Genomic DNA, 298 nt, shown 5'->3' with positions numbered 1-298 from the left:
CTCACCATGACGATGCAGGCAGAGGGCGTTGCCACGAGCAGCGGCAGGAACGCCTGGGTAACCCGCACCGGCCCGAACACGTTGACGTCATAGGTGGCCTTCATATCCGCGATGTCCTCCTGGCTTGGCGACCGTTGGTAGCGGCCGTCCGCGTCGAGCGCGTCGACATAGCCGAGGGCGACGCCGGCATTGTTGACCAGTGCATCGAGACCGGACACACGCGCCGTCAGGACCTTGGCCGCGGCCGCCACGCTGTCGTCGCTGGCGACGTCGAGCGCGAGCCACTCGATGTCCAGCC

1 protein-coding gene is annotated in these 298 nt (G+C 67.4%); it reads right to left on the bottom strand.

Annotated elements, in window-relative coordinates; all coding sequences use genetic code 11:
* Window positions 1-298 (bottom strand): SDR family NAD(P)-dependent oxidoreductase (locus EN852_RS39060; RefSeq protein WP_135879921.1); only part of this gene is annotated, 298 nt, incomplete at both ends.

The sequence above is a fragment of the Mesorhizobium sp. M2E.F.Ca.ET.209.01.1.1 genome (assembly GCF_004010375.2).
GTDB lineage: Bacteria > Pseudomonadota > Alphaproteobacteria > Rhizobiales > Rhizobiaceae > Mesorhizobium.
Note: the sequence above shows the minus strand (reverse complement) of the source record. Positions and strands in the feature narration are given on the sequence as shown.